Source organism: Chryseobacterium sp. JV274, from assembly GCF_903969135.1.
Lineage (GTDB): Bacteria > Bacteroidota > Bacteroidia > Flavobacteriales > Weeksellaceae > Chryseobacterium.
In genome coordinates this window covers 222166-247176 of the sequence record NZ_LR824569.1, presented here as the reverse complement: position 1 = coordinate 247176, position 25011 = coordinate 222166, and the positions used below count along the sequence as shown (strand labels likewise).

Annotated in this window: 27 protein-coding genes; 11 read left to right on the top strand and 16 right to left on the bottom strand. The window is 35.8% G+C overall.

From position 1 onward, the window contains the following. From traN to CHRYMOREF3P_RS01090, 9 genes are read right to left on the bottom strand one after another with little or no spacing between them, the layout of a single operon-like run. On the bottom strand, positions 1-903 hold the full coding sequence (traN, locus tag CHRYMOREF3P_RS01130; protein ID WP_180563652.1) for a conjugative transposon protein TraN: 903 nt from the start codon (positions 901-903) through the stop codon (positions 1-3). 15 nt (positions 904-918) lie between these two features. Then, positions 919-2217, bottom strand: a complete 1299-nt coding sequence (traM, locus tag CHRYMOREF3P_RS01125) for a conjugative transposon protein TraM (RefSeq protein WP_180563651.1) — start codon at positions 2215-2217, stop codon at positions 919-921. Between the two features lie 3 nt (positions 2218-2220). Beyond that, positions 2221-2490, bottom strand: a complete 270-nt coding sequence (locus CHRYMOREF3P_RS01120) for a hypothetical protein (protein ID WP_232538934.1) — start codon at positions 2488-2490, stop codon at positions 2221-2223. A gap of 10 nt (positions 2491-2500) precedes the next feature. Continuing rightward, entirely contained in the window at positions 2501-3124 is a 624-nt protein-coding gene (gene traK, locus CHRYMOREF3P_RS01115) for a conjugative transposon protein TraK (protein ID WP_180563649.1), read from the bottom strand. A 14-nt stretch (positions 3125-3138) separates the two neighbouring features. After that, positions 3139-4131 (bottom strand): conjugative transposon protein TraJ, encoded by a 993-nt coding sequence (gene traJ / locus CHRYMOREF3P_RS01110; protein WP_180563648.1) that lies wholly within the window; start codon positions 4129-4131, stop codon positions 3139-3141. 1 nt (position 4132) lies between these two features. Then, positions 4133-4738, bottom strand: coding sequence for a DUF4141 domain-containing protein (locus CHRYMOREF3P_RS01105; RefSeq protein ID WP_228442233.1), 606 nt, complete (start codon positions 4736-4738; stop codon positions 4133-4135). Between the two features lie 49 nt (positions 4739-4787). Beyond that, the gene (locus tag CHRYMOREF3P_RS01100) at positions 4788-7298 is read right to left on the bottom strand and encodes a TraG family conjugative transposon ATPase (RefSeq protein WP_180563647.1); all 2511 of its coding nucleotides are present in this window, start codon (positions 7296-7298) and stop codon (positions 4788-4790) included. Further along, entirely contained in the window at positions 7295-7627 is a 333-nt protein-coding gene (locus CHRYMOREF3P_RS01095; protein ID WP_180563646.1) for a DUF4133 domain-containing protein, read from the bottom strand. The genes CHRYMOREF3P_RS01100 and CHRYMOREF3P_RS01095 overlap by 4 nt, the downstream gene beginning before the upstream one ends. Positions 7628-7637: 10 nt before the next feature. After that, positions 7638-7943 (bottom strand): DUF4134 domain-containing protein, encoded by a 306-nt coding sequence (locus CHRYMOREF3P_RS01090; RefSeq protein ID WP_047384015.1) that lies wholly within the window; start codon positions 7941-7943, stop codon positions 7638-7640. Between the two features lie 212 nt (positions 7944-8155). Here CHRYMOREF3P_RS01090 and CHRYMOREF3P_RS01085 point away from each other — a divergent pair, with 212 nt between their 5' ends. The 4 genes from CHRYMOREF3P_RS01085 to arsB are packed head-to-tail and all read left to right on the top strand — an operon-like array spanning position 8156 to position 10693. Continuing rightward, on the top strand, positions 8156-8482 hold the full coding sequence (locus tag CHRYMOREF3P_RS01085) for an ArsR/SmtB family transcription factor (RefSeq protein WP_180563645.1): 327 nt from the start codon (positions 8156-8158) through the stop codon (positions 8480-8482). A 58-nt stretch (positions 8483-8540) separates the two neighbouring features. Beyond that, positions 8541-9014 carry a DUF6428 family protein gene (locus tag CHRYMOREF3P_RS01080; protein ID WP_149831932.1) on the top strand — a complete coding sequence of 158 codons (474 nt, stop codon included), beginning with the start codon at positions 8541-8543 and terminating at the stop codon, positions 9012-9014. Between the two features lie 14 nt (positions 9015-9028). Next, entirely contained in the window at positions 9029-9640 is a 612-nt protein-coding gene (locus CHRYMOREF3P_RS01075; RefSeq protein ID WP_149831931.1) for a low molecular weight phosphatase family protein, read from the top strand. A gap of 21 nt (positions 9641-9661) precedes the next feature. Continuing rightward, positions 9662-10693, top strand: coding sequence for an ACR3 family arsenite efflux transporter (gene arsB / locus CHRYMOREF3P_RS01070; RefSeq protein WP_180563644.1), 1032 nt, complete (start codon positions 9662-9664; stop codon positions 10691-10693). 33 nt (positions 10694-10726) lie between these two features. Here the strand turns inward: arsB and CHRYMOREF3P_RS01065 are convergent, their stop codons facing one another. From CHRYMOREF3P_RS01065 to CHRYMOREF3P_RS01055, 3 genes are read right to left on the bottom strand one after another with little or no spacing between them, the layout of a single operon-like run. Next, on the bottom strand, positions 10727-11347 hold the full coding sequence (locus CHRYMOREF3P_RS01065; RefSeq protein WP_180563643.1) for a hypothetical protein: 621 nt from the start codon (positions 11345-11347) through the stop codon (positions 10727-10729). An 11-nt stretch (positions 11348-11358) separates the two neighbouring features. Next, positions 11359-11754, bottom strand: coding sequence for a DUF3408 domain-containing protein (locus CHRYMOREF3P_RS01060; protein ID WP_149831928.1), 396 nt, complete (start codon positions 11752-11754; stop codon positions 11359-11361). A 4-nt stretch (positions 11755-11758) separates the two neighbouring features. Beyond that, positions 11759-12526, bottom strand: a complete 768-nt coding sequence (locus CHRYMOREF3P_RS01055) for a ParA family protein (RefSeq protein ID WP_149831927.1) — start codon at positions 12524-12526, stop codon at positions 11759-11761. A gap of 630 nt (positions 12527-13156) precedes the next feature. Between CHRYMOREF3P_RS01055 and mobA the strand changes: the two genes are divergently transcribed. Next, the gene (mobA, locus tag CHRYMOREF3P_RS01050) at positions 13157-13591 is read left to right on the top strand and encodes a conjugal transfer protein MobA (protein WP_079240877.1); all 435 of its coding nucleotides are present in this window, start codon (positions 13157-13159) and stop codon (positions 13589-13591) included. Then, complete coding sequence (gene mobB, locus CHRYMOREF3P_RS01045; protein ID WP_149831926.1) at positions 13588-14847, top strand: conjugal transfer protein MobB; 1260 nt, start codon at positions 13588-13590, stop codon at positions 14845-14847. Before mobA ends, mobB begins: the two co-directional genes overlap by 4 nt. 44 nt (positions 14848-14891) lie before the next feature. Here mobB and CHRYMOREF3P_RS01040 read toward each other — a convergent pair whose 3' ends face one another. Continuing rightward, positions 14892-15170: a hypothetical protein gene (locus tag CHRYMOREF3P_RS01040; protein WP_079240875.1), complete on the bottom strand. Its 279-nt coding sequence runs from the start codon at positions 15168-15170 to the stop codon at positions 14892-14894. Positions 15171-15346: 176 nt separating this feature from the next. On the opposite strand from CHRYMOREF3P_RS01040, the gene mobC reads away from it, so the two are divergent. Continuing rightward, complete coding sequence (mobC, locus tag CHRYMOREF3P_RS01035) at positions 15347-17347, top strand: conjugal transfer protein MobC (RefSeq protein ID WP_149831925.1); 2001 nt, start codon at positions 15347-15349, stop codon at positions 17345-17347. Between the two features lie 63 nt (positions 17348-17410). Here mobC and CHRYMOREF3P_RS01030 read toward each other — a convergent pair whose 3' ends face one another. Both CHRYMOREF3P_RS01030 and CHRYMOREF3P_RS01025 read right to left on the bottom strand, forming a co-directional pair. Next, on the bottom strand, positions 17411-18256 hold the full coding sequence (locus CHRYMOREF3P_RS01030; RefSeq protein ID WP_149831924.1) for an RteC domain-containing protein: 846 nt from the start codon (positions 18254-18256) through the stop codon (positions 17411-17413). Positions 18257-18302: 46 nt separating this feature from the next. After that, positions 18303-20006: a helix-turn-helix domain-containing protein gene (locus CHRYMOREF3P_RS01025; RefSeq protein WP_180563642.1), complete on the bottom strand. Its 1704-nt coding sequence runs from the start codon at positions 20004-20006 to the stop codon at positions 18303-18305. A gap of 277 nt (positions 20007-20283) precedes the next feature. On the opposite strand from CHRYMOREF3P_RS01025, the gene CHRYMOREF3P_RS01020 reads away from it, so the two are divergent. The 4 genes from CHRYMOREF3P_RS01020 to CHRYMOREF3P_RS01005 are packed head-to-tail and all read left to right on the top strand — an operon-like array spanning position 20284 to position 22523. After that, positions 20284-20520, top strand: a complete 237-nt coding sequence (locus CHRYMOREF3P_RS01020; RefSeq protein ID WP_180563641.1) for a hypothetical protein — start codon at positions 20284-20286, stop codon at positions 20518-20520. Between the two features lie 11 nt (positions 20521-20531). Next, positions 20532-20699, top strand: coding sequence for a hypothetical protein (locus CHRYMOREF3P_RS01015; protein ID WP_156121964.1), 168 nt, complete (start codon positions 20532-20534; stop codon positions 20697-20699). 21 nt (positions 20700-20720) lie between these two features. Next, positions 20721-22241: a DoxX family protein gene (locus CHRYMOREF3P_RS01010; RefSeq protein ID WP_232538933.1), complete on the top strand. Its 1521-nt coding sequence runs from the start codon at positions 20721-20723 to the stop codon at positions 22239-22241. A 12-nt stretch (positions 22242-22253) separates the two neighbouring features. Continuing rightward, complete coding sequence (locus CHRYMOREF3P_RS01005; protein ID WP_076597476.1) at positions 22254-22523, top strand: DUF6520 family protein; 270 nt, start codon at positions 22254-22256, stop codon at positions 22521-22523. Positions 22524-22537: 14 nt separating this feature from the next. On the opposite strand, the gene CHRYMOREF3P_RS01000 is transcribed toward CHRYMOREF3P_RS01005, so the two are convergent. Then, on the bottom strand, positions 22538-24982 hold the full coding sequence (locus CHRYMOREF3P_RS01000) for an alpha/beta hydrolase family protein (protein WP_180563640.1): 2445 nt from the start codon (positions 24980-24982) through the stop codon (positions 22538-22540). Between the last annotated feature and the right edge of the window lie 29 nt (positions 24983-25011).

Sequence of the window (25011 nt, the reverse complement as noted above, 5' to 3'; positions counted from 1 at the left end):
TTACTTCGTTTTTATTGTTAAACTGTTTATCAATCTTGCACGAATCAGATCTGAATTTTCAAGCTGTACCTTCTGATGTCTTCCCCCGTTCTTCTCCAGAATTTCAATTTCCAACACCTGATCTTTTAAAAGAGTAAACTGATCCAGCAGGAAAACACCTTTTATGTTTGAATGATCAACTGCTGTCATTTGCGGGAAATAGGTACGTACCTTTTCTAATACCCTATCCTGAACAACGGTTCGTTTTAAATTCTTCTTGTCAACAATTTTAAAGTTGACCCATTCAATACTATACGCCACATTACTTTGATTCTCAATTTGCAATGTGAAATAAAATTTGCTTTCATTAACGTGGAGTGCCCTGACTGAAAACTCAATTCCATAACTTTTTGAAACAATATGTTTAGTAGTTCTGTTGCTTTTCTCGTAGAGATTTTCCATAATAAGCCCAGTCAGAGTAGTTGAGCTTCCTTTAAGGTCCTCAAATAATACATCAGTAGTATATTGCCGTTCAATACCCCTTTGAAGCTTTAATAAATCATAGCTGAGTATTTCTGGATAAGAACTGTAAGACACATCAAAATTGTAAAATTTTCCATCTTCAGTAATGACCGAAAAATTGGTTTCCTCTTCAAAATCTCTCACAACCGATTTAATTCGGAGAACATTTCCGATAGGCTCTGCCTTATTAGCAACTAACAGTTCACTCCCCAGATCAACATATCGTATAGGTGATGGAAAAATCACGTGGCTCGTTTTACTGTAGGTGACCTGCATTTTGAAAGGTTCCAATTTTCCCTGTTCCAAGGAAATATAAGTTGTCACAGAATCCTGACCAAATATTTTGCTTGCCAACAGAAGTAATAGCATAATGAGAATATAATGGCTCTTTTGTGTATTCATTTTTTAATTTTTTGATTAGTTATTTTGGGGTAAGAGTAATACCTGATGGCCCGCTTTTACAGTGACTTTCAATTGTCTGACTCTTTTTTGAAAATAGCCCGACAATCCCTGTACGACTCCCCTGCTCAGATCAGCTGCAATCTGTTGTCCTGCTGATTGGGTCATCATAATACTAGTACCGGAAGTCTGGCTCATATTAGCTACAATATCACTTACCGCATTTTGTTCAGGTGAATACGGAACATATAAACCCAATTGTCCGTCATTGTCACGAACATTGATTTCTACAGGATAGACATTACCTTGATATCGAATGGAGGATATTTTTAACTGAAGCCGTCCGCCCTGAAATTTACTTTTGGCAATCAGCAAACTCCCTTCTGGGATTTCAGTTCGTCCGAGTTGCATCGCTTCTGAAAGCCTTATGGATACTATGCTTTCGTTTACCAAAGTTTTAGTTTCATTGACCACACCTCTTATTGCGTTTTTTGTTTGAACTGAGTTCTCTGAATCATTTTGACTGTCATAAAATCTATTCTGATTTAAACCTGCAATAAAGGCACTATCTGATGGTTCTCTGTACAATGAAGAAACAATAGTGGGATGTGCTGCTTTTGCTGAAGTCAATTTAATCTTCTTTTCAGTTGGTATTTCCACCTCTTCTTTTGGTGCCGGCTCTTCCTGTTTTGAAGTCGTTGGAAGGTACTTAGCTGCCATCTGATATGATTTTTCCATCAGTTCTAGCTGGTCGTTTATTCCTAAGCCAACGGGAGCAGCATTATTCTGCATCGCTTCATTCTTTAATCTTGAAATTTCTTTCCTCATATTATTGACTTCCTGATCATCCCGACTGTAAAATGAGCTCAAGGTCTGTTGGGAATTGCGATAGCTGTTCAGAGCATTCTGATCTGATTGCTGAAGAATACTCGTTCTAGCCGTCACACTTGATGGATTTTTATTAGAATTTGAATCGCTTTGGTCATTCCAATAATCGGATAAGGTGGTTACAGCATTTCTTTTCTCTTCGTTCTTTTGCTCTAACAACTGCTGCTCATAAGCCTTTTGCTTATCAGACTGCAACTGACCATCTTTTGCCTGCGGAATGGCTGCATTAAAACCACTCTCTTCAATAACGGTATTGTTGGATTTTGGTTTAAAAATGAGGTAAAGGCATGACGCACACACGGCAGCCATCAAAAAATAGATGATGGGTTTCTTCAGTCTTTCCCATTGAGCTTTGGGAGGGTCACTCACTCCGTTGGAATTTAGTGAGAGATCATTTTCTGTCACTTTAATTTTCTCTGAACTTTTCATATTCTATTTTTTAATGAGTGATTCTACTGTGTCATTCTGTTCAGAATCTTTTTCGATAGATTTCTTAGAAATACCATCAATATGATTGATAGACATGACATTACTTCTTTGACTTGTAGAAATGAAAACACTGATAATGACAATAATTGTCAGCAAAACATAACTGCCAAAGAAAACCTTGGTCAGGAATTTTTGTCGCTCTACTGGAAGAACTTTCCAATGATTTTCAACCTTTACAACATAATTTTCGATTTTATCTCTTAGTTTTTTCATTACTTTTCTTTTAGCGTTCAAAAGTTTCGACATCTCTATTTTCAAGCACGTTGAATTTTTCAATGGTAAATCCCTGCGGATTGTTGTCAGACCGTACAGAATTAACCAATGAACAATTGGTAACTAAATTCCTTATGGTAAGATTACTGGATCTGATTATAAACTGTCTTGCGTACGTCTTTACGTCATATGGGTAACTATCAAAGTTGGCAACAACACTGTCCACCTCAACTCTTTGCTGGATATTACCTGAAATAATTCTGTTATAGTAGCCTTTCTCCTGAAGATCTTTATAGTAGTTAAATGCAGATTGATCGGCCAAATTAAACGCTCTTTTTACATTACTTTCAATAGCATTCTTATCAGGTGCTATCGTAAAGAACAATTCATGAAATCGTCTCACATGCTCTCTTGCTTCCACAGGTCTGTTCATCGACATATCTTGTGATAAAGCCACCATTAAAGATTTGCCATTATCCAAGACATATATTTTCTGACGCTGCTGCTCGGCAAACTGATAGGATTTAAAGACAACTACACCTACCACTCCAAAACACAACACGGCAAAAACAAACGTAAACAAGCGGATCTGCCTGAAGCTGCTCTCAATATTTCTTAAAGTTTTAAATTCCATACCACTACATTTTTTTATTTTAATAATCTTCCCGAAATATTTCCTGTTGCTGAACCTACTGCTGCTCCTGCAACATTGCCTGATTTCGTGGCAGTTTGATTTACATTACGTATGAAATTGCCTGCTCCTCCAGCCTGAATTACCCAACCAGTCACCGTTGGCACCGTAAAATAACCTATGATCCCAATCACCATATAGATGATGTAAACGGTATTTGAGGTATCAGGAATAAAGGTTGGATCTGCGAGCATTTCGATATCCCGTTCCAAGATCAAGGTTTGTATCTTGGCAAGAATGGCACTGAAAATATCAGCAACAGGCAGCCATAGGTAAACACTGATATATCTTGTCAGCCATTGACTTAAAGTGGTCTGAAATCCATCCCAAACTGAAATCGCGAATGCTACTGGTCCCAAGATTGAAAGCACTATCAGAAAGAATGTCCTTATCGTATCAATAACCAAGGCTGCCGATTGAAACAATATTTCAAGAAACTCCCGGAAACCATCTCTGATATCTTTTTTGATGGCAAACATTTCTCGTTCAATATACATTCCGGACATCGTGACCAAATCCGATGGCGACCATCCTAGCTCTTCCAGCTTTTTATCAAATTCTTCATTTGAAATAAGGTAAGCCATCTCCGGATTCCTGAGCATCGCTTCTCGTTCTAAAAGATCCTTTTTCTGCTGCAGTTCATTCATATCCAACACTTGATTTTCCAGCATTGAGTGGCTTCCCTTAACAATCGGACTCATTACCCCATTAAGACTTCCTAAAACCAATGTCGAAAAAAACATAATGCATATGCCTATGGCAAAAGGTCTCAGCATGGGAAACAAATCAATAGGTTCTACACGGCTCAATGACTGCCAGACTTTTAGTGCTACATAGAATAAAGCTCCCAATCCCGCAACACCTTTGGCTACTGCCGCCATATCAGCGCACATCGGCATCATTTCCTCATAAACGGAACGAAGTACTTCGTGTAAGTTGCTCGGTTCCATCTTACCAGTATTTTTGATTAGAGGTTCCGTAAAGATCTAACACCCTTTGGGTGTTGTTCTGTTTTTTTGCTCTGAGATAACTAACCGAAATATTCTTATTGGTATAGTATCGTACCAGATTATGATACGCTTTGACCTCTTTATAGACTCTGTCAACAACATCCATCCTTTCTTTATCATTCAGAGAAAGACCGTTAGAAGTGATGATCTCTTTGAGTTCTTTCAATAGCTCCGTACTCTCGGTAAGAAGCGCAGAATAACCATTGGCAATAGAAGCTAATTCTTGCGCATTGAAGTTGGGATCACTCAGCATTTTACCGAAATTATTCACATACATCTCAGAAACATCACCTACCAAAAGAACAGTCTGCTGAACCTTTCTGGCATCTTTGACCAGATTATTAATGGCTTTCAGCTGGTCATAATACTCCTTACCCTGTTCATATACTTTCTTAACTTCATTGAAGTTCTTAACAACGTTAGATACCGTTGATGAAGTCTGCACGATTTCATTGGCTGAGTTTAAAATTCCCGAAGCCAGGTTTGCGGGATCTGTTACGACAAATTGTGCTTTTGTATAGGTCACGGCAGCAAAAAATGCTACCATTAAGGTTTTAATGATTAAGTTTTTCATTGTTTTTAAATTTTTAAATGATTTAATTTTCTTTTGTATTCGATTTGATTCTCTTAAGAGAAATCCTCTTGATGGCATGTTCGACATTGCCTTCAAGTTCTGATGCAAGATTCATCACTTCCAATTTTTCCGTTTCTTCTGTAGTATAGGCCAGATATTCTTCGGTAGATACTTCGGTCGCGTAGACCGCAGAGTGCGTTCCGCCTAATCCAATCCAAACTTCTTTGTAAAGCCTTCGAGGGTCATTATTCATATTGATAGAAAGCACCTGAGCTTTTTCTTTATCGGTTAGTCCCAGCATTGCCTGAATATCATCAAACTTGTTCATGTACTTCCTTTGGTCAAGAAGAATCTTACAATCCGAATTGTTGATGATACTTTCCTTAACAATCGGTGACTGGATAATATCATCGACTTCCTGAGTCACCACAATGGCTTCTCCGAAAAATTTTCTTACCGTCTTGAAAAGGTATTTGATGTACTCTGCCATACCTTCTTTGGCAATGGCTTTCCAGGCTTCTTCGATGAGGATGAGTTTTCTGATTCCTTTTAATCTTCGCATCTTATTGATGAAGACTTCCATTATGATAATGGTCACAATAGGGAACAGAATTTTATGATCTTTAATCGCATCAATTTCAAAGACTATAAAACGCTTGGATAACAAGTCCAGTTGCTTCTCTGAATTGAGCAGATAGTCATACTCCCCTCCTCTGTAGTAAGGTTCCAACACATTGAGAAAGTTAGCAATATCAAAGTCTTTTTCCCTGACTTTCTTCTGCTCCAGTACCTTCTGGTAATCTTCTTTGACATACTCATAGAATCTATTGAAAGAAGGATGCTGGTCATTAGATTTTATCACTTCAATGTATCCACTTACAGCATTGGACAGGGCCACTTCCTCTGAACGGGTTGGTGGTTCATCATCTCTTTTCCATAGTGTCAGAATCAAGGTTTTGATACTCTCCCTTTTTTCAATGTCAAAGATTCCGTCATCGGTATAGAAAGGATTGAAAGCAATAGGATTGTCTTCTGTATAAGTGAAATACACACCATCCTCTCCTCTGGTTTTACCTTTAATGAGTTCACATAATCCCTGGTAGGAATTTCCGGTATCTACAATAAGGACATGCGCTCCCTGCTCATAATACTGTCGTACCATATGGTTCGTAAAGAAGGATTTACCACTTCCGGAAGGTCCAAGAATAAACTTATTTCTATTGGTGATAATCCCCTGCTTCATCGGCAGATCTGAAATATCCAGATGAATCGGCTTTCCCGTTAGACGGTCAGCCATCTTAATCCCAAATGGTGACGGTGAATCCTGATAATTGGTTTCCCATGTGAAAAAACATAAAGCAGGTTCGATGAATGTGTAGAAGCTTTCTTCACTTGGAAAATCTGCTGCATTGCCCGGAATTCCTGCCCAATATAATGTTGCTGTATCTGTCGTATTATGACGAGGTTTACATTCCATTAAAGCCAAAGCACTTCCAGTATCATTCTTTAACTGCTTTAACTCCGCAGGATTATCAGACCATGACATCACATTGAAATGAGCACGAATGGATTGCAGACTAAAAGAATGTGCTTCATTCAGATACTTCTCGATCCATGCTTTATTGATTTGATTTGCTCTACTGTATCTCGCCAGTGAATGCATATTCCTTGCAGATTTTTCAAACTGACGAAGGTTCTCATCACTGTTGTCAATGAACAGATACTGGTTATAAATGTGATTGCAACTGAGCAGAAGACCCACGGGAGAAGCAAATGATAGAAGACAGTCACTGCGGTCGGTGCTTAACTTCTCATAACGGCTGTGTGATGAAACAGTGCCGGGCAGATCTTCTGTATCCGATAAGGTGTGCATGCTAATACGATTGTTACCGATTCGCATTTCTTCAGATCCTAACTTGATATCCTGCAATGATGGATGGGTTTCACGGGATAGGGTCAGATATTGCTCCAGTAGTCCTGACCTTTCGGAAGTTCCGGATATCTCATCTTCTGTTATCCTTTCCAGATGGATATAACCACTGTCATTCATTATCCGCTCCAGCTGGTCAACAGATTCAAGAAAGCGATTGATGACTTCTTTGTCCTTAATCTCTTTTGGAATCAGCTTGCCTTTGCATAGAGATGAAAAGTTACTCTGCATCCGCATTCTCTCCTTACTGGTTTTTGTTATAAAGAGATAGCAGTAATGATTTAAAAAGGGTCTCTCATTGAAATGTCTTTCAAAAGACTTGGAAAGAAAACTCTGATCTTCTCTTGAAAGATCAGGATTGTAGTTTTCTTTAATAAACCAATCCTGCTTATGAACCACAGTAAAATCTGGGAGTGTTTTAATGGCCTTGAACCAAGTGGAATGCATGGCTTCATATTCAGTGGAAGCAACGGTAAACAGCTCAGGGAGTCTAACCTTAAAGCAAATCGTAACATCAGCATCCTTTGAAATGATACAATCATTTTCGATAGCCAGCAATGGAAATTTACTTTCCAAAGTGGCTGCTTTGGAAGAATTTCTCATAGGTCTATTCTTTTACGGTTAGTTTTCAAATACCTGTAAATACTCTTTCGACTGATGATATATTTTGGATGCTTCTTGCCTGCGCCTAATTTCATCAGACCGTGCTCACCGTATTTTCTATTCAGTGTAAAGGTTTGCCATATAAGAAGTCCACTGCTTACACCTCCGAGAATTAAACACAGGTACGTATTAACTCCAGCCATATACATAATCATTAAGGATATGAGTATTCCTAACAAACCGCCTGAAAAAATAAAAAGGTATTGCGCTTTAAGTCCCTTAAATTCTACCGTCCTCCCTATTCCTTTATTGATATGATAACTATTCATAATCATCATTTTAAAGGAAGAATGAACGAAGGATTGTTGCGGCAACAATTAAGAAGATACATGCTCCGAACCAGCTGGCAGCCGTCTTACTGGTGTCAGGATCACCACTGCTGAACTTATTGTAAACTTTAACGCCTCCAATGAGTCCGACGACTGCACCTATGGCGTAAATTAATTGGGTAGCGGGTTCAAAATAAGAAGTGACCATCTGCGTAGCCTCGTTGATCCCGGCACTGCCATTGCCTTGTGAAAAAGCATACGGAGCAACCAAAATTGCCAGTATTGCATAGATCAGTTTTTTTCTCTGTTTTTCCATTTTGTAAACATTTTTTTGTTAATGAGAACTGCACTCTGCAGGACTCAGTAGCAAATGTGCTTTGGAAAAACAGACTTATCGGGAAATGTCAGCAGTGGGAAGTGAATGGCTTTTAGTGGCACCTAAATAGTAATATGACCACTTCTACTAAAATTAATTTTTGAACTTCAAAAAATTAATCGTAATATTGCGATAAATTATTTTACAAAATTATGGGAGCGACCAAAACCGACCATTTTACAGATGAACAAAATAAAATTGCTATAATAGCAAAAGCATTAGGGCATCCCGCAAGAATTGCGATTATTGAATATCTTTTGAAGGTAAATACCTGTATCTGTGGTGATATTGTTAATGAATTGCCATTAGCGCAGGCAACGGTTTCTCAACATTTAAAAGAATTAAAGAATGCAGGTCTTATAAAAGGTAACATTGAAGGAACTGCGATTTGCTACTGTATTGATGAAAGTACTTTTGCAATACTAAAAGATTATTTTTCAAATATAATTCTGACGACTACAAATCAGAAATGCTGTTAAGGCATTTTTTTTAAATACATATATCGCAATATTGCATTTAACCAATAAATAAAAATTTATGAAACTATCTGAAATTAAAGAAATCTTACCCACACTGGATAATGTTGAATTTCAATTAGAAAATGGAACATTTGTTCCTGAGCATTTTCATGTAACAGAAGTAGGAACTATAACAAAACATTTTATCGATTGTGGCGGAACAATCAGAAATGAAAAAGTAGTAAACTTTCAATTGTGGAATGCTGATGATTTTGAACATCGTCTAAAACCCGCAAAACTTTTAAATATTATTAAGCTATCAGAAGAAAAACTTGGTATTGAAGATGACGAAATTGAAGTTGAATATCAAAATACTACAATAGGCAAATTTGATTTGGAATTTAATGGGAAAAATTTTGTTCTTAAAAATAAAACAACAGCGTGCTTAGCTCAGGATGCTTGCGGAATTCCAGCTGAAAAACAAAAAGTAAACTTATCTGAACTTTCTAATAATCAAACCTCTTGTTGCACTCCAAATTCTGGGTGCTGCTAAATTCAAATAAAATTATGTATTCAAAACTATTAAAAACAATAGAGTTATTGAAAAATCAGGAAATCAGCGAAGATAGAAAAGCTACTTTAGCTCCATTAGTTGATTTTATTCAAAAAAGGGTTGAAGAACAAAAAGAAGTAACCATTAACTTTATTTGTACCCATAATTCAAGAAGAAGCCATTTGTCACAAGTTTGGGCACAGGTTGCAAGTGTTTATTATAATTTGTCGAATGTAATTTGTTATTCAGGAGGCACGGAAGAAACAGCTATGTTTCCCAAAGTTGTAGAGACTTTGCAAGAACAGGGGCTTTTTATCAATAAAATTTCTGATACAGAAAATCCTGTATACACTATCAAGTATGATGAAGATAAACACCCAATTATTGGTTTTTCTAAGAGATATGACAGTTCATTTAATCCTACTAGTGGCTTTGTTGCGATTATGACCTGTTCTCAGGCAGATGGAGGATGTCCTTTTATTGCAGGGGCAGATAAACGCATTCCAATAACGTTTGAAGACCCTAAAATTTCAGATAATACGCCCGAACAAACGGCGGTTTACAATGAAAGAAGTTTGCAGATTGGTGCAGAAATGTTCTATGTTTTTTCTCAGATAAAAAAATAAGAATTGATTAAACAAATGTAAATGCAACCAAAATTAAAATTTCTTGATAGATTCCTCACTTTATGGATATTCTTGGCTATGTTTTTAGGGATAGGTTTAGGATACTTCTTTCCCAGTATTTCTAATATTACCAATTCCTTGTCCATCGGAACAACAAATATTCCATTGGCAATTGGCTTAATCATTATGATGTACCCACCGTTAGCAAAGGTTGATTATTCATTGTTGCCTAAAGTTTTTCAAGACAAAAAGACAATTGGAATTTCTTTGTTACTGAATTGGATTATCGGTCCGGTTTTAATGTTTTTATTAGCAATTATTTTCCTGAGAGATGAACCTAATTATATGATTGGTTTAATTCTTATTGGTTTAGCCAGATGTATTGCAATGGTACTTGTGTGGAATGATTTAGCAAAAGGTAATCGTGAGTATGGAGCATTGTTGGTAGCCTTGAACAGTATATTTCAGGTATTAAGTTATAGTTTTCTGGTTTGGCTTTTTATCAATGTTTTACCGGCAAAGCTTGGTTTGGCTAATTTTAATGTGACTGTATTAATGACAGACGTTACTGAAAGTGTTTTGATATATCTAGGGATTCCTTTTCTAGCAGGCTTTTTGAGCCGTTACTTATTAATCAAATCGAAAGGTTTGGAATGGTACAATAGAAAATTTATTCCTACTATATCTCCACTGACTTTATATGCGCTTTTATTTACGATTGTACTTATGTTTAGTCTTAAAGGAGATAAGATTTTAGAATTACCATCAGATGTGGTAAAAATAGCTATACCATTAATGATATACTTCGTGCTAATGTTCTTTGTGAGTTTCTCTATCAACAAATCGCTTGGTGTTCCTTATGATAAAAATGCTTCGATAGCTTTTACAGCAACAGGAAGTAATTTTGAATTGGCGATTGCTGTAGCGATTGCAGTGTTCGGAATCCAATCTCAACAGGCATTTGTCGGCGTAATCGGGCCTTTGGTAGAAGTACCAGTTTTAATATTGCTTGTTAGAATAAGTTTATGGCTAAAGAAAATGGTTTATACTTAATACGACCATTAATATAGAAAAAAGGGAGTTCGTCTATACAAACTCCCCTATATCGAAACCATCTACAGAATTATTATGCTTAGAAGTAACGGCCTTGTCATTATTTGAAATACTCTCGTTTAACAAACTGGCAATTCTTTTTGAAGCATCTCCTAAAGAGTTCTCTAACAGATCAAAAAGCTCGGTTCCCTGAATTTTTTGAATTATATTTACTGCTTGTCGTTCTAAGTCAGGCTTCAGCACGTCCTGTTGAAGCAGCTCACCCGCAGTACTCAATTCCTGGAAGGTAACCCCTGTAGCAAACCCGCTTTCAATAGTAGAGCTCTCATATTTCCAATCTTCATTCTCCTGCTCCCATTCATCATTTTTAACTAGGATATCATCCAGATTTTTAGTCTGACCCATAGTATCAAATTCAGCTTCTCTGGTTTCTGATTCAAAAATATATTCTGCTTGTAAAGTAGATTCATTTTGTCTCTCATTCGTATCGATTGGCGATGCTTGTCTTTCTCTTTGTTTTGTATCTCCAATAATAGATGGTAGATTCTTAGTTTTAGTAACATTATCTTTTCCACGGATATTGATTGAAAATTTTTTGTCTACAAGAACTAAAACAAGAATGATTAATAAACCGATGATGATTATTTGTTCCATAAGATGATAGATTAAAAGATTGGACGGTATTTGTTATTGAAATCATCAGTAATCTCCTTTTCAAACATTTCAAAATGATAAGCCAGAATATTATCCAGATAAGCATAAAGAGGAATCTGGTCATCAGCGATGATTTGAATAATGCGTGAGAGGCGTTCGTGATATTCAGGACGGATATAAATACTTTTATCCCCACGCTTAGTCATTGTATGATGCTTAAGAAACTGCTCCATATAACTTACATCATTACTTTTCTGAATCTTCAACTTATTTTTTGTTGCAGCTTTCTCTTTTTTGGGGTCTGCATTTTTTACAGGAACTTCTTTCTTGGGACTTCCTGCCATAATGGACATCAGATATTGCTCATCGATACTGTGATCTTGATTGTTATTATTATCGTAATCCATACTTTTATAGTTTTACAATTCTTAAAAATTCTTTTATAAATTGATCCAGCCTGCATTGTGCTAGCAGCTTAGGATCTGCAGGCAGTAAAGTTGATCGGAAAACAGCCTTTGTAATGGTCTCCCCTTCTTTTCGAAATCTTTTACTATCTGTAATGGTTGTTTCCATAAGCGGAAGCCCTAAATCCAAAATCACTTTACTGTAATTTTTGTAAAGTAATGTCCGCTCTCTTCCATCCACCTGATTCCAGAAAAGATGGATATCCCGGATTTCTGTTTGCGTTTCTTTCATTAATACATTGGTTAGAACATTCGTGAAACTTAGCGTACTTTCCAATACGAGACGATCTGCAGTAATAGGAGAAAAAATATAATGGACATTCGTCAACGTTTTTAAAATACCAACAGTATTCACAGTTCCCGGCAGATCTAAAAAAACAATGTCAGGAGTTATTTCCGAGCCATCAACATACATATCTATTTCTTGTAAAACCTGATCAGTTTTACTTTGAAAAATAGGATAAGCTTTTTTATTAATACTCGTAAATTGTTTGTGAGCCATCTTTTTTAAAATTTCATTCTGCATCACCATTTTTAAATCCCGCTCTCTCATCTGGAGTAAACTGTACTGAGGAAAGTCACAATCAAAGACAGCAATCTGATATCCCATTCGATAATGAAGGATACTTGCCATTAATGTTGTAAACGTGCTTTTTCCTACACCTCCCTTTTGAGTGGAAAAAGCAATAATTGTGGGTTGTTTTTTTGTTTTCATTATATTGAATTTTAGTTAATCCAAAGTTGAAAGGCTGATGGACAGCAGGCCTTCAAACCATCATAAACTCAAGCATGATACTTAGCCCTCACGAATGTTAGCTATGATCCGTGAAAGCTGTATTGGCTTCCAGCATTGATTAATCAATCTCATCCATCTTGCACTCCTGATAGATTGAATTTCTGACTTCTATCTGTCAAAAATGATATCACGAAAGCTGACAGTCTAGAAGGCAAGAAGGCAGGATTTCCAGAGTTATAGAATTCTATCGGATTTGCAGTTAGTCCTGACCTCAATCTGATGCAAATGAAAAATATTTCTGTTTCAGTGCTTTTATAATGGTAGTTCTTGGCAGCCCACTTCCTTCTTTGGCTTTGTTTACTATTCCGTTTCTCTAATTGAATGTGATTTACTTTGCTTTAGAAGATTGAGGAGTTTTTTGAAATGGTAGTGTCTGAATAGTATAATGTTATAAATCTATTCAATTCAAGATATTTCCTTTCACCCGAAAGGGGCAAGTTATGTTTTGAGTGCCTCATAACTTTTTTCGTGCCTCAAAACAACTTGCCCTGGCTGGGGCTTTAAAAACCACTCCGAAGTCGTGATTTTCTTAAAATTAAATTAGAGAATATGGAAACGAATAGAAACAATAAAGGAGGGCGTAAGCCTAAGCTGAACCCAAGCAAAAACAGATATGTATTTCGATTGACAGATGAAGAAAATGTTGGTTTTCTAAAATTATTTGAAGCTTCAGGCATGAGCAACAAAGCCAAATTTATTACAACAATTTTGCTTCAGAGAGAATTAAAAATTATAAAAGTGGATGTTTCAACGATGGATTATCATACTCAACTCACTAAATTCTTTTACCAGTTTCAGTCGATTGGAAACAATTATAATCAGATTGTAAAAATTTTATATCGAAACTTTACTGAGAAAAAAGCTTCTCTCTATCTCTTTAAACTGGAAAATCATACTAAAAATCTAGCTGTAATCTGTAAACAGGTGATAGAACTTACGAAAGAATTTGAACAAAACCATATTCAAAAAACTACTGATAAATGATCGCAAAAATTGGAAAAGGTGAAAATCTTTGGGGTGCGCTTACCTACAATCAGCAAAAAGTGGACAACGAAAATGGAACGGTTTTATACACTAATAAGATTCCTGATTTGTGGGATCGACCTTATTCGGTTAAATTTTTTCATCAGTATTTTGAACCCTACTTGATTGCCAATAACAAAACTGAAAAACCGGTAAGACATATTTCCCTTAATCCTGACCCTAACGATCAGGTTGATGACAAAGATTATAGAGAAATGGCTCAACAATATATGGAGGAAATGGGGTATGGCAACCAACCCTATGTCGTTTTTAAACATACGGATATCGACAGAACTCACATCCATATCGTCACCACTTGTGTACAAATCGATGGGAAGAAAATATCAGATCGCTATGATCACCCGCGATCAATGGAAGCCTGCAGAAAACTGGAAAAACAATATAACCTGAAAGTCGCTGGTGAGAACAGAAATTTAAATCAAAGCTCTATTTTTAAAACTGTAGATTATACTAAAGGAAGTATCAAAACACAATTATCATCCGTAATAAGGCATATCCCTAAAACCTATGGCTTTCAAAGTATGGGTGCTTATAACGCTTTGCTCTCTCAATTTAATATTTCCAGTGAAGAGGTTAGCGGAGAACTGCATGGAAAGATGAGAAAGGGAATCGTCTATTTTGCTACGGATGAAAATGGAAAGAAAGTAAGTAATCCTTTTAAATCATCCCTTTTTGGTAAGCATGCAGGAGTAGAAAATATTCAGGTGCTCATTGAGAAATCTAAAGTGAAAATAAAAAATGATCCTTCAAAACATCTTCTTAAAAGAACAGTAGAAACTGCACTCAGCACGAGTAAATCGGAAGCTTCTTTTAAGTCTCAACTATTGGAGCAGGGAGTTGCTACAGTTATTAGAAAAAATAATCAGGGAAGAATATATGGAATTACATTCATAGATCATAACTCAAAATTAGTCTGGAATGGCTCACAGCTGAGTAAAGAACTATCTGCCAACTCATTCAATACACTGTGGAATGAGTTAGAAATTAAGAGTGAAACAAAATATAATCATAATGATCACTTTAATTTTTCTGAGGAAGTATGCACAGAACAATTTCTTACGGCTAGCATAAGCGGAGTTTTTGACGGATTCTTTTCCAGCTTATTGTCTTCAGATACAAATACGGATCAGGAGGAACAAGTTTTTGCATTTCAAATGAAAAAGAAACAGAGAAAAAAGAAAAAAAACAATCGTTAGAATATAGTAAAGCTACAATCTAAGAGCTTTACTATATTTTTCAACTATTTCCAATGTTTTTCAACGAACTTTATTAATTCATCTCTCATAACAATTTTGCTGGCTTCAGGCAGGCGAATTAATTCTTCAACTTTTTGAAAACTACCCTTTTTTTCTAAATTATGCTTTTTCAAAAATGCATTACAAAAATCTTTGACTTCATAAAGTTCTTTCTTATTTACCCTATCCCTATCTTTCTTTCCTATGTACTTAGGATCATCACTTGCAGTGGTTGTCTTCTCGTAATCATCATACAGTAAATCATCTTCTGTAAATTCTGCCATATTATTTTAGTTTTAAATTGTTGTAAATTTAGTACCTAGTATATTATTTCTTTTACGGGAAAACGTAAAAAATAAATATCGAAGAAAATAAATGCTATCAAGCTCCACATACTGCCATTTTTTTTGATAAGATCATACATCTAATATTTTCAACCTGTTAATTTAAACTATTTGAAATGCAGGGTGAAGACGATTTAAGAGGACTTGCCAAAATCATGGCGTTTATGCGAGCGGTAAGCATTATTCTAGTACTAATGCACCTCTATTGGTTTTGTTACGGATTTTTTGCAAAGCAACAATGGACACTGGAACTCATCAATAAAATACTTTATAATTTTAATAAGACAGCAGGCCTTTTTTCTCTACCTATTTATTCTAAGCTATTCGCAATAGTTTTACTGGCTTTGAGTTGCCTCGGAACAAAGGGAGTCAAAAATGAAAAGATTACTTGGAAAAAAATTAGTATTGTTTTTTCTATAGGTTTTGTACTATTCTTTTTAAACGCAATTCTCTTACAATCTGCCAGCAGTTTTACTCCTATACTTTATATTCTATTTACTGGATTCGGATACATTCTTCTGATGCAGGCAGGGGTTTGGATAAGCCGTCTTCTGAAGCATAACTTAATGAGGGATGTTTTTAACAGTGAGAATGAAAGTTTTCAGCAGGAAACTAAATTACTCTATAATGAATACTCAGTTAATCTTCCCACAAAATTCTATTATCAGGGAAACTGGCATCAGGGATGGATTAATGTAGTCAATCCATTTCGTGCGACCATTGTTTTAGGAACACCAGGTTCAGGAAAATCCTTTGCCGTGGTAAATAACTATATCAGACAACATATTGAAAAAGGATTTTCCATGTATATTTATGATTTTAAATTCGATGATTTGTCTACTATTGCTTACAACCATCTTCTCAATCATTCTGATGCGTATACCGTAAAGCCGAAATTCTATATCATCAACTTTGACGACCCAAGAAAAAGTCATCGATGTAATCCTTTAAATCCCGATTTTATGACGGATATATCTGATGCATATGAAGCTGCCTACACCATTATGTTAAACCTGAACAGAAGCTGGATACAAAAACAGGGCGATTTCTTTGTTGAGAGCCCTATCATACTGCTAGCTGCCATCATATGGTTTCTTAAGATATATAAGAACGGTAAATACTGCACTTTTCCACACGCTATTGAACTGCTTAACAAAAAATATGAAGAGGTCTTTACGATATTAACTTCTTATTCTGAATTAGAGAACTACCTATCTCCTTTTATGGATGCATGGCAAGGGGGCGCCCAGGATCAATTGCAGGGGCAAATCGCTTCCGCAAAGATTCCTTTGTCAAGAATGATCTCACCACAATTGTATTGGGTAATGACCGGAGACGATTTTTCTTTGGATATCAATAACCCCAATGAGCCTAAAATTCTTTGTGTTGGAAATAATCCTGATCGTCAGAATATTTATTCTGCTGCTCTTGGGTTGTACAATTCGAGAATTGTTAAGTTAATTAATAAAAAAGGACAGTTGAAGAGTTCAGTGATTATTGATGAGTTGCCTACTATTTATTTCAGAGGCCTGGATAATTTAATTGCTACTGCCAGAAGTAATAAAGTTTCCGTATGTCTTGGATTCCAGGATTTTTCTCAGTTGACAAGAGACTATGGAGATAAGGAAAGTAAAGTCATTCAGAATACGGTCGGCAATATTTTCAGCGGTCAGGTGGTTGGGGAAACAGCAAAAACGTTATCTGACCGTTTTGGAAAAATACTGCAAAAAAGACAGAGTATATCCATCAATAAGAATGATACGTCCACCTCTATTTCTACCCAATTGGACAGTTTGATACCTGCTTCGAAGATTTCTACCCTGACCCAGGGATTTTTTGTTGGTGCTGTATCTGATAACTTTGATGAAAGGATTCAGCAGAAGATTTTTCATTCCGAGATTGTTGTAGACAATGTTAAGCTTTCTCAAGAAACGAAAAGCTATCAGCAGATACCACCGATCCGATCCTTTATTGATCAAGACGGGAATGATTCTATGACCAGACAGATTCAGGATAATTACAGAGAAATTAAGTCAGATATTCTCAATATCATCAAAGATGAAATGGCTCGAATAAAAAATGATCCTGATTTGCAACATTTATTGAAATCGGATTAAAGAATGAAACCTCAAATACCATACGATTTGAGGTTTCCATTTGTATGTATGTATGTATGTATGTTACTCAGCATCGCTGTTCATAAAATATTGATTCAAATTGTCACTCACCAATTGAAGGAATTTGGTTGGTCCCTGTTTTCGGTTACGGATTTCAAAGATGGTTTTATGAAAGTTACCTAAATCGCAATCCAATGACTTTTCTGTAAATTTTATCACTTCGCTTAACTCTATATTACCACCGTTAAAGCAACGCATCTGGTAAAGCGCATAAATAAGTTCTATAAGACCAACCTTTGACCCCGACCAGCTCAAAGGAGAAAATACTTTTGCCGTAAAGTTATCATTCGAATTTTCAATTTGCTTTTTTAAATACTGATCGAATTGCTCATTAGAAATAAATCTGGCGATCATATGATCGTGGGAAGTTGTAAAACTCGGATCATAATTATAAAATCCGGATGATAGCTTCATTTTTAGGTCGTAGGAATTGCGAACAAATATTTTATGATCAAGATAGGTTGCTTCCCGTTTATAGTAACTGTAAAATTCAGAATGCTCCAAATAAAAGTCTTTCAATTTTTCCTGTTCTGCTTCATAATATTTTTTTAAAGTCTTATTTCCGGCAGCCGGTTTATGAGATTCAATATCCAGTACTGCGGAATAATAAATAAATTTTGCAATAAACTGCGGTTTCAGTTTTTTAAAAAAGAATACTTCTTCAGCAATATGATCAAAATGATGGTTGGAAACCAAAAGTTTTAATTTCCTTATCGACTCATCAATAATAAGTAATGCCTTTTCTGAAATTTTGATCAGATCATTTCCGTCAGCATTGACTTCGTTAATCTTTAGGTCCAGATCCTCCAATAACTTCGAAGTTCTTTTAAAAATAGTTTTTGTTACCATGTCCTTTTTTAAGGAATTTACAAAAATTACCTAAAGCACGACTTAATCAACTAATACCCAGCTCCTTTTTCCGATTCTTTATATAATCAGTAGGTCTGATCCCATTGATATCAAAGAACAGATTTGAAAAGTTCTGGCGTGCCGCTATACCACATTCATCAGCCAGAGCCTCGATAGTATAATTTAAATATTTACTGTTGGTATTAAGTAGGTTCGTGATATAATTAATTCTCAGTTCAGCCATGTATTTATTAAAATTAATCCCTTTTTGTTCATTAATATAAACCGAAAGATAATGGGAATTGGTTCCCAGCTTTAAAGCAATACTTTTCTGCGTAATCCCTTTCTTTTTGAAATGTTGCTCCTGCTCAAACTTCTCAAGCTTTTCTTTTATTTCTAAAGCCATTTCCGGGGTAAGAGAAGTCTTTCTTACAGGCAGTTCTATCATTTCTTCACTTAAAATATCATTCCTATTATATCTTCCTTCAGCAATTCTCTTTTGAAGAAGCTGATATTGTTTTTTTATCTTTTGATCTCTTCGATACCGGACAACAAAAAAACCAAGAACTACACTTCCTGAAGCAATAAGTATCTGAGCCAATACTATTTTTTTAGTACTGGATCTCTCGATTTCTTCTTTTGCATCCATCAGTGTACGTCGGTCAAAATCTTTATGAAGTTTCAAAGATAAATAGGGAAAATCTTTACTGATTAAACTGTCAGCTTTTAAAAGCTCATTGGTATAGTACAGTTGCTTTTCGAGGTCTCTATCTTTATAATGATCGATAAGATAGTGATAACTCTTATAAACCTCTGGAAGTATAAAATCATGTTTATTGAAAATAGAGTCTATTTTGTTATAACATCCTACAGCCCTATTTATATTATCCTGTGCTTCATACGTTTTACCCAGATAATAATATACTACAGAAGCCCAGGCAAAATCATTTCTCTTTAGAATATTGGGTAAAGATCTTTGCAAGTGATCTTGAGCACCAACATAATCTTTATGATGAAATCTGGAAATTCCGATGCATTTTAGGAAATAGCTTTTTTCAAGTACAAAATCATTATTATTGGCAGTTAGCCGATAACCTAAATTGCTTAAACTATCACTCTTGGCAAAATGATGCAGATATCTGTTGAGGACAGTCAATTGATGTAAGCAGTTGAGATACGCCTTCTCATAGTTAAACTGTTCATTTTCATGATGGTTTTCATTCAGCTTTGACCTGTAAAATGAAGTACATTCAAGAAAATGCTTCATAGCGTCATCATAATAGCCCAAATGACTTTTTACAATTCCTAAATGATAAAGGACTTTATACCTATGGTACTCATCTTTTGAGCCTTTTGAATGCGTATAGGCTTTAATGTATTCATTTAAAGCCAGCTTAAATTTTTTTTGATAAAAATAATAGATGATTCCCTTGCTTAAATATTCTTTACTGATGTCATCTTGGCTTCCATGCTGTAAACTGACAGTAAGCGCACTGTCAGCATACTTCATCTTGTTTTTATAATCAAACTGTCTCGCATCTCTATACCCTTGAATCAGCTTTGAAAAATTATTTTCGTTTTTTGCTTTCTCAATGTACAGTTTTACATAGGGCATTGCATGAATGTCTTCTATTGCCATTTTTTCATAAGGCTTTCTAATTTCACTGAAAGTTTTTTCCTCTTTCTTTTGTGAAAAGAAAAATTGTGAAAAAACAGGAAATAAGATGAGAAAGTAATAAAACTTTTTCATAGACTGATATTTAGAACCTCACCATCTCAAAAATAAACATTTATGTTTTAAATAAATCAAATTTCAATGAATTAAATAACAGAAAGACAAAAATCCTGTAAAATATGCAAATACAGCCACTTGAACTCTGATATTCGCATGTATTAATTTTAAAATTGAGACGTAACAATTTTAAAATAGAGCCATATAACAGTTTTTTTTAGCTCATAAGCCGGATAATTTTGACATCAGAATTCTAATATAATCCGGCCGGGATAACCCAATTAAAATTATCAAAATGAAAAAGTTTATCCCATTTTTTAGCATAATCATCGCAGCAGTTTGTCTACAAAACTGCACCCCTCGAGATGAAGATATGATTTCAAATAGTGAATATATTGAAAAATCAGAGCCCACAATAAATGGCTTAGTAATGAAACAGGATTCTGCTAAATCCATAGAAGTCATTGAAGATCCTGGAACAAAAGATCCTCCTGTCAGAGACGGTGATAATTGGCGGCTTACTCAGGATTAAAAACAAAAAATATGATTCCCCATACCTCCATATCAGTTGTTACAGGCTTACCATGTCCAAAGAGTGGCATCTGGGAAAGTATGGGGAATTTCAAAACAACTGTAACTCTCTTTAAGGGTGAACCGATGCCTGAATATTGCGGATGGAAAATCAAATGGAGACTGGTTCAGGTCTGTTAAACCCAATAATGACAACAAAGCATGAAAAATTTTTCCAACATATTCCCTACTATTGTAAGTTACTTTTTTATTGTATTATTTGTGTACGCGAGTGTAAGTAAACTTTTTGAATTTGAAAGATTTCAGATTCAATTAGCACAATCACCACTTCTCAGTGCTTATGCAGGTTTTGTTTCTTACAGCGTCATTATAATAGAATGGATTGCTTCCATCTTACTGTTGGTACCCATCTGCAGACGATCAGGCTTATACCTCTCACTTTTTTTAATGTCAGCATTTACAGCCTATATTTTCATCATTCTCAACTATAGTGACTTTGTTCCCTGTTCCTGTGGAGGAATTCTCGAAAAACTGGGCTGGATTGAACATTTAGTTTTTAATGTAATATGTGTATTACTTATAATTATTGCCTTATTCTTAATGGAAAAGAAGATTCCTGTCCGAAAATCAAAAACTACTATAACGGTATCAACATCAATCGTACTGAGCATTATTTTAATCATAGGTATGTTTCTTTCTTCGGAGCATGTCATTAAAAAAGAAAATAATTTTACAAGGCGGTTTATAAAGCATCCTGTCATCGAGCATCAATCTGTACATTTGGACAATGGTTTCTATTATTTTGCTGGGTTTAATGATCATAACATTTATCTGTCTAACCAGAAATATCCCCAACAGCTCCTCACAATGGACTCTTCAATGCAAAGAAAAGCTGTTGTCTCTGCCCGAATAGAAACAGATCATCCTTATAAAAATATCAGGCAAATAGTAGCGGACAATCATTTTTATATTTATGACGGGTCGGTACCTATCTTATTTAAAGGTAAACTTGGGACCGAATCTACTACAAGAATAAGTTACAAAGACGCTTATTTTAATGATCTCAAGGTCATTGACTCTTCCCGTTTTGCCATTAGGACACAGATACGTCCAAGCAATCATCTGGTTCTGGGATTACTTTATATTGACAGTCCTGAGAAATTACAATTAAAAACAACTGTTTTAAAGAAACAGACCGATGGTCTGTTTGACGTCGACGGAAGCATGGCCTACGAATCGCATACGAAAAAACTGTTATATACCTATACTTACAGAAATCAGGCAATTGTCATGAACAGCAGTATGCAGGTGCAAAAATTTCTAAAAACTATTGATACCGTAAAAACTGTCCAGATTAAAACAACGAAACTTTCTGACGGCACTTACAAGATGAAAGCACCGGCACTAAAGGTCAATATCAGATCCGTGGTGTACAAAAATTTACTTTTCGTTCAATCCAACCTGATGGGCAGACACGAATCGAGAAAAGCCTGGAAAAAATCAGATGTATTGGATGTTTACGAAATTGATTCCCAAAGTTATGTAGGCAGCATCTATATTTTCAAGAAAGATGATCATACACTCAATGATATCATTGTAACCGAAAAATATCTGTATACCATCCATAATAATGAACTCACCCAATATAAAATGACAAAAGCATTATCTCAATATATTAAATCGGGGAAGCCGAAAACCGATCAACAGAGTAGGCAGCACTAAATATTTCATTCTATGAAAAAAATCCTTTTCCCTGCTTTACTAGTGGTACTAGGAACAGGAACAGCATTTGCCACTAAGATGGCAAATCAGACGAACAAAGCTATTGTACCGGGATACGTAATGGTTCCGGATGGTAATGGAAATTTCACTTGTGAGCAAGCAGGTAAAAACTGTAGTGACATTCCGACAGGACCGATCTGTGAACTGTCTGACGGCACCCAGCTGAAAGAACAGGTTTCAGAAACTTTCTGCGATAATGTTCTAAGAGAAATTCCACAGTAAAAGAAGAGGATGCCTTACAGGGCATCCTTTTTCATTTCTTTATCAATCCAGGGAATATCTTTTTTATCTTTCAAAAAGTAATCCCACCATTCCAGGATTCTCAAATGCAGATCTATGCTCTCCGCACTGTTTTTTGCCAGGTCATGATCCTGATTTTTATAATACAGTACTACCGCCTTTTTTTGATTTCGCAGCAAACCCGTATACAATTCTTCGGTATGAGTATAAGGAACGTTTCCGTCTTTCAGTCCTGTCCAGAGAAGGATCGGCTTATTAACTTTCTCTACATTGGCAATAGGGCTGTTATCATAGTAAAGCATTTTATTCTTAGAAAACGGCACCTTCATATCAAACTGTCCGTTTTCAAAGCGGGGGTAATTGGGAAGCTTTCTTTCCTGACTGAAGGAAAAATAAAATTTAACAAGATCGGTAACGGCTGCTCCTGATATATAGGCCGCAAAACGATGGGAACGGGTCGATATAAAACTGGTGCCGAACCCGCCAAAGGAATGCCCCATCAGTCCTACTCTATTGCTGTCAATATTGGCATATCCTTTTAGGGCATCCAATCCTGAGTGCACACAATCCAACGTAGCGAACCCAGGTCCCCGGCTATCCAAAACCACATCGGGAAGAAAAACAAAATAGCCATTATCAATGAGTGACCGGATATTAATTCCTATTCCCGAAAAATAAGGATAGGGATATACCGATGCACTTTTATTCTGAACTTCATAGATCGACAAAATCAGGGGATATTTCTTTCGGGCATCAAAGTTAAGGGGATAATACAATACACCTTTGATTTGTACTCCCAAACTATTCTTGTATGAAAGTATTTCCTGCCTGGCCATAGTGATCTCATGATCATGCCTATTGCTTTGATACACTTCTTTCTTATGACCGCTATGATATTGATAAATTGCCTGAGGACTGTTAAAATTCTCTTCCAGACTGAAAACCGCCTGGCTCAGGAGATTTATTTTGAAATCACTTACCCTATTTTTAGTAGACGGAAGAAGTACATTTACTTTATCCCGAAACCACTGAACATATGATGTTTCATTGTTGTTTTGATCATACTGCTCAAGGATAATAGGCTTCTTGGCATTAATGCTGCGGATTCTAAAATCTGCGCCTAACGTTCCGTAGATCACATCTTCTTTGACATTGAGAATAGCAACTTTTTTATTCGCTGTTAAGGGCAGTTGTTCCAGATTTTTCGTCCGTACATTAAACCTGTATATTCCATTCTCGCTCTCAAAAAAAACATAATGATTGTCATCACTAAAAGTTGGCCTCCCAATATGAGGGTTTTCAATCGTTATTTTTCCGGATAATAAAGTATTATACAGAATCCATCGCTTTTCTTCTTCACTGAATCCTACTACATATTTACCCTGTCGGCTAACTACAAGGTTGGAGATCTGAGAGAGTATCTTTTTTGAAGTTTTACTATAGCGGTCATACAAATAAATGTCAAACCAAGAAACAGAACTGATGTAGGCATTCCTTTCCTTTCTGTCAAAGGTCAGAAAATATCGTTCATGATCCATAGCAGCCATAAACGCAAAACCAGTATCTACCTTTTGAGACTGCTCTGACTTTACATCATACACCCAATACTCATGATACTGCTCTCCCATTCTATAAAGCCATAAATCGGGATCGATACCATATTTTACTTCCGGCTGGGCGGTAGGAGCAGGTTTTGGACGACTATTAAAATCCAGAAAAAAAGCAAGTCCGTTTTTGATCTCACGCACCTCAATATAATCAGACTTAATAAAACCATTGCCAACTCTTGAAACTTTGAGTGAGTTGGTATCAAGTAATACAAGCTGTAATCCATCAGAAGATTTCTCCTGCTCTGTAACTGCCAGATATTTCTGTGAGGGTGCGAGCATGATTTTTTTTATAATCTGTTCAGAGGTATATACTTTATTAAATTCTTTGGATTGCAAAGACCAAACCGATGAGAGATTGCTTCGGATAACTATTACATATAATTTATTCTGTTTATTACTAACCAACTGTGTCACATCAGACACTGAGGCAACAAGTTTGTTTTTGCTGTCAAATACTTCCAGAAAACGGTTTTTGTACCATACAGCATAATATCCCAGAGCGGGCAGTATTTCTATTTTGCTAACTTCCTTAAAATCTTTCTTATCTCCGTTTCGAAGATTGATAAGTTGTGCCTTGCCACTACCCAGCCAGAAAAAATGATTATCCTTCAAAAAGTAGCTTTCAGAAACTCCAGTTAAAACAGCTTTGACAGTTTGCTGTTTGTCAGCAGTGGCAATAATGGTGGTATCTGTATTTTTCTTGTAAATCTTTGAAAAAGAAACCCATCGCTTATCATCTGATACTTTTAAATGAGCAATAGTATAAAATGCAGCATATCTCTGTTGTATAGAATCAATATTATATTGTCCCAACAGTCCTTGGCTGCACATACAAATAATCATTATGCATAACAGCGCTT